Origin of the sequence: Campylobacter concisus UNSWCS, assembly GCF_000466685.1 — a bacterium.
Taxonomy (GTDB): domain Bacteria; phylum Campylobacterota; class Campylobacteria; order Campylobacterales; family Campylobacteraceae; genus Campylobacter_A; species Campylobacter_A concisus_A.
Genome location: NZ_ANNG01000115.1, coordinates 1 through 2,713, shown reverse-complemented (window position 1 = coordinate 2,713; position 2,713 = coordinate 1). Strand labels below are relative to the sequence as shown.

Here is a 2,713-nt window from a genome sequence, read left to right as displayed (position 1 = left end):
ATACTCTTGCAAGCTTTTTACTTCAAGTGCTTTGCCAGTTTGAACTGTGCTTAGTGACTTGGCAGCTGCGAGTGCTGCACGGATAGTTGTAAAGTAAGGGATTTTAAATCTAGCCAAATTTTAAGCTCTCAAGCATTTTTATATCACTAAATTTATCTCTAAATTTTATAAAATTTGTTTCTAGCTCAGCCTTTCGCTTAAGTGCGATATCTATAAATTCTGGCTCTTTTTCAATGCCTACAAAATTCCTACCTAATAAATTTGCAGCTATACCAGTTGTTGCTGAGCCTGCAAAAGGGTCACAAATTACGCTATTTTCGTTACTTGCCATCAAGATAAGCCTTATCAAAAGTGAAAGTGGTTTTTGTGTAGGGTGCTTACCGCATACTTTCTCCCAAGGAGCGATCGCAGCAAAGCTCCACACATCTTTCATCTGCTTATCCCCATTTATCCGCTTCATAAGCTCATAGTTAAAGATGTGTTTATGTTTCTCATCTTTTCTAGCCCAAATGATCTGTTCAGTGCTATGTGTTAGATACCTGCAGCTAAAATTTGGCGGAGGATTAGTTTTTTGCCATGTGATGATGTTTAAAATTTTATAATCAAGCTTTTGAAGTGCCCTACCGATAGAAAAGATGTTGTGATATGTCCCGCTTATCATTATACTGCCATTGTCACTAAGTGATCGCTTAGCAAGCTTGAGCCATTTTAGGTTAAATTTATCGATCTCATCGATATTTGTGCCCTCATCCCACTTACCTTTATTTACACTAACTATCTGCCCGCTTTGAATGCTAAGCCCGCCATTTGAAAGAAAATATGGTGGATCCGCAAAGATAAGATCAAACTCGCCTTTAAATTTAGCTAGTTCGTTAAAGCAGTTGCCATTTATGAGCCTAAAATCGTTACGCATTTTTAAGCTCATTCATAAAAAGGTATAAATTCGCAAGGTTATAAATTCTCACACTCTTATAAGCCTCTTGCAACTTATTTCTAGCATCGTGCCAACCCCAGCCATCAGTGATCCAGATAAATTTATACTTTGGCAAACACGATATCTTTTTAGCTATTTCGATGTAAGCTCTTGCTACTTCGTTTAATTTTGAGCCACCACCACTATAAAAATTTGCTTCGATTAGATAAGTGACATTTTGTCTCCAAACCACAAAGTCAAATCTCTTCACATCACTACCTAAATTTAAACGGAAATTTGAGCTTGATACTTCAGCTTGAAAGCAGATATTTCCACACTTTTTAGAGAATATCGAAGCTGTTTTGAGGTGCTAAATTTATTAATCGCCGTTAGGGAAAGTAGTAGAAAAGTTGTGAGTTTGAGCGGTAATCTACTTGAGCTAAAGAGTTATTTTGTTGAGCCAGAGAAAATTTACAGCTTTCTTTTAGAGACTGGGCTTGATGAAATTTTCAAGGATAGAAAAATTAAAAATTTATGTGATTATGTGTTTGGCGTAGAAGTTGGACTTGACACAAACGCTAGAAAAAACCGTAGTGGAACAAATTTTGCGAACTTAATCTCAGAAAGATTTCGCTCTGAAAATATCTGTTTTCAAATCTTTTGAGCCAAGCAAGGAATTTAAAGCATTAAGTTTGATAGCGACCTCTGCAAGGTTCTTAGAACATTTTTTAAAATCACAAAAGTAGCCAAGCGTGGCATTTGTCTCTTTTAAACTTGCCATAAAATCATCAAAAGGAGTTATATTATTCATTTTTTACCTTGTTCTTTTGGCTTATTTGTGGAAATGGTATTAAATTTCACCTCTGTAAAATCATCAGCTCCAAGCACTATCTCGCAATTTTCATAAGCCTTTTTGGCGATCTTACACGCCTCATGCTGATCTTTTGCTTTAAGTTTTATCTTTTTACTTAAAATTTCAGTTATCTCAACTTCAAATTCGCCCATTAAATCCCCATTTTTATAAATGCTTGCTCGCTCTCTCTTTCAAGCTGCCTTGATATATCTTCATAGCTAGCAAATTTCACCTTTTGAGCTATCTGTTCGTAGATACTAGCTCTTAAAACACTCTCATACTCTCTTTGTCTCATTTTGTCTGCGACTATAAACATCCTAGCATTAAAGTCTTGAAGCTCGTAAAATTTATTTAGTGAGTTTTTAAAGTCCGTGCTATGCTCGACTTCGTAAAATGAGTTTGGCAAATTTCTTTCATTAAACCATATTGTATCTATTGTTTTTGCTCTTTTAATGATGTCTTCGTAACTAAATTTATATATCTTGCTCAAGCTCGCAAGCTCACAAAGCTTCTTGTCTGATTTATAAATTTTATTCTTATCTTGAGCAGGGATAAATGTTTGAAAATGCCTCAAATTTCCTATCTCAACAATGATACTTTGAAAATAAGAATGTGTAAATTTCTCATTTTGTTCACTCTTGCTATCGCCTGTTTTAGCTAAATTTTTATCTCTAAACTCACAAAGTCCCCAAAGCCCAGCTCTGACCTTATAAAATTCTTTATTAGTCTGCGCTATCCGTCTTATACTAGCAAATGGAGTTTTGCTACCCCAAGTGCTAACATCAGTTTTATGATAGAGATCAAAAAGCGTTGCCATACCACCAAGGCTAGCTAACGCTTCTACTACGCACTCTTTTTGGTTCATCTCTCGCTTAGATACTCTTGCAAGCTTTTTACTTCAAGTGCTTTGCCAGTTTGAACTGTGCTTAGTGACTTGGCAGCTGCGA

At 35.7% G+C, this 2,713-nt stretch carries 5 protein-coding genes and 1 pseudogene; 1 reads left to right on the top strand and 5 read right to left on the bottom strand.

Going from position 1 to position 2,713, the window contains the following annotated elements:
• Positions 1-109: 109 nt before the first annotated feature.
• Together UNSWCS_RS11120 and UNSWCS_RS11115 are read right to left on the bottom strand one after the other, a co-directional pair.
• On the bottom strand, positions 110-913 hold the full coding sequence (locus tag UNSWCS_RS11120; protein WP_021088563.1) for a DNA-methyltransferase: 804 nt from the start codon (positions 911-913) through the stop codon (positions 110-112).
• A pseudogene (locus tag UNSWCS_RS11115) lies at positions 906-1,193 on the bottom strand (DpnII family type II restriction endonuclease); the annotation flags it as partial. The gene UNSWCS_RS11120 and the pseudogene UNSWCS_RS11115, both read right to left, overlap by 8 nt.
• Before the next feature lie 36 nt (positions 1,194-1,229).
• Here UNSWCS_RS11115 and UNSWCS_RS11110 point away from each other — a divergent pair.
• A complete protein-coding gene (locus UNSWCS_RS11110) occupies positions 1,230-1,577 on the top strand; it encodes a DpnII family type II restriction endonuclease (RefSeq protein WP_051267857.1) in 348 nt (115 codons plus the stop codon).
• Here the strand turns inward: UNSWCS_RS11110 and UNSWCS_RS11105 are convergent.
• From UNSWCS_RS11105 to UNSWCS_RS11095, 3 genes are read right to left on the bottom strand one after another with little or no spacing between them, the layout of a single operon-like run.
• On the bottom strand, positions 1,533-1,694 hold the full coding sequence (locus UNSWCS_RS11105; protein WP_235044413.1) for a type II restriction endonuclease: 162 nt from the start codon (positions 1,692-1,694) through the stop codon (positions 1,533-1,535). The genes UNSWCS_RS11110 and UNSWCS_RS11105 overlap by 45 nt on opposite strands.
• A gap of 26 nt (positions 1,695-1,720) precedes the next feature.
• A complete protein-coding gene (locus UNSWCS_RS11100; protein ID WP_021088560.1) occupies positions 1,721-1,918 on the bottom strand; it encodes a DpnD/PcfM family protein in 198 nt (65 codons plus the stop codon).
• The gene (locus UNSWCS_RS11095; protein ID WP_021088559.1) at positions 1,918-2,631 is read right to left on the bottom strand and encodes a hypothetical protein; all 714 of its coding nucleotides are present in this window, start codon (positions 2,629-2,631) and stop codon (positions 1,918-1,920) included. The genes UNSWCS_RS11100 and UNSWCS_RS11095 overlap by 1 nt, the downstream gene beginning before the upstream one ends.
• Positions 2,632-2,713: the final 82 nt, after the last annotated feature.

What these genes read in the sequence shown, in the direction of transcription:
- UNSWCS_RS11100 (WP_021088560.1), bottom strand. Translation starts at nt 1,918, where the DNA reads ATGGGCGAATTTGAAGTTGAGATAACTGAAATTTTAAGTAAAAAGATA.
- UNSWCS_RS11120 (WP_021088563.1), bottom strand. Translation starts at nt 913, where the DNA reads ATGCGTAACGATTTTAGGCTCATAAATGGCAACTGCTTTAACGAACTA.
- UNSWCS_RS11105 (WP_235044413.1), bottom strand. Translation starts at nt 1,694, where the DNA reads ATGGCAAGTTTAAAAGAGACAAATGCCACGCTTGGCTACTTTTGTGAT.
- UNSWCS_RS11095 (WP_021088559.1), bottom strand. Translation starts at nt 2,631, where the DNA reads ATGAACCAAAAAGAGTGCGTAGTAGAAGCGTTAGCTAGCCTTGGTGGT.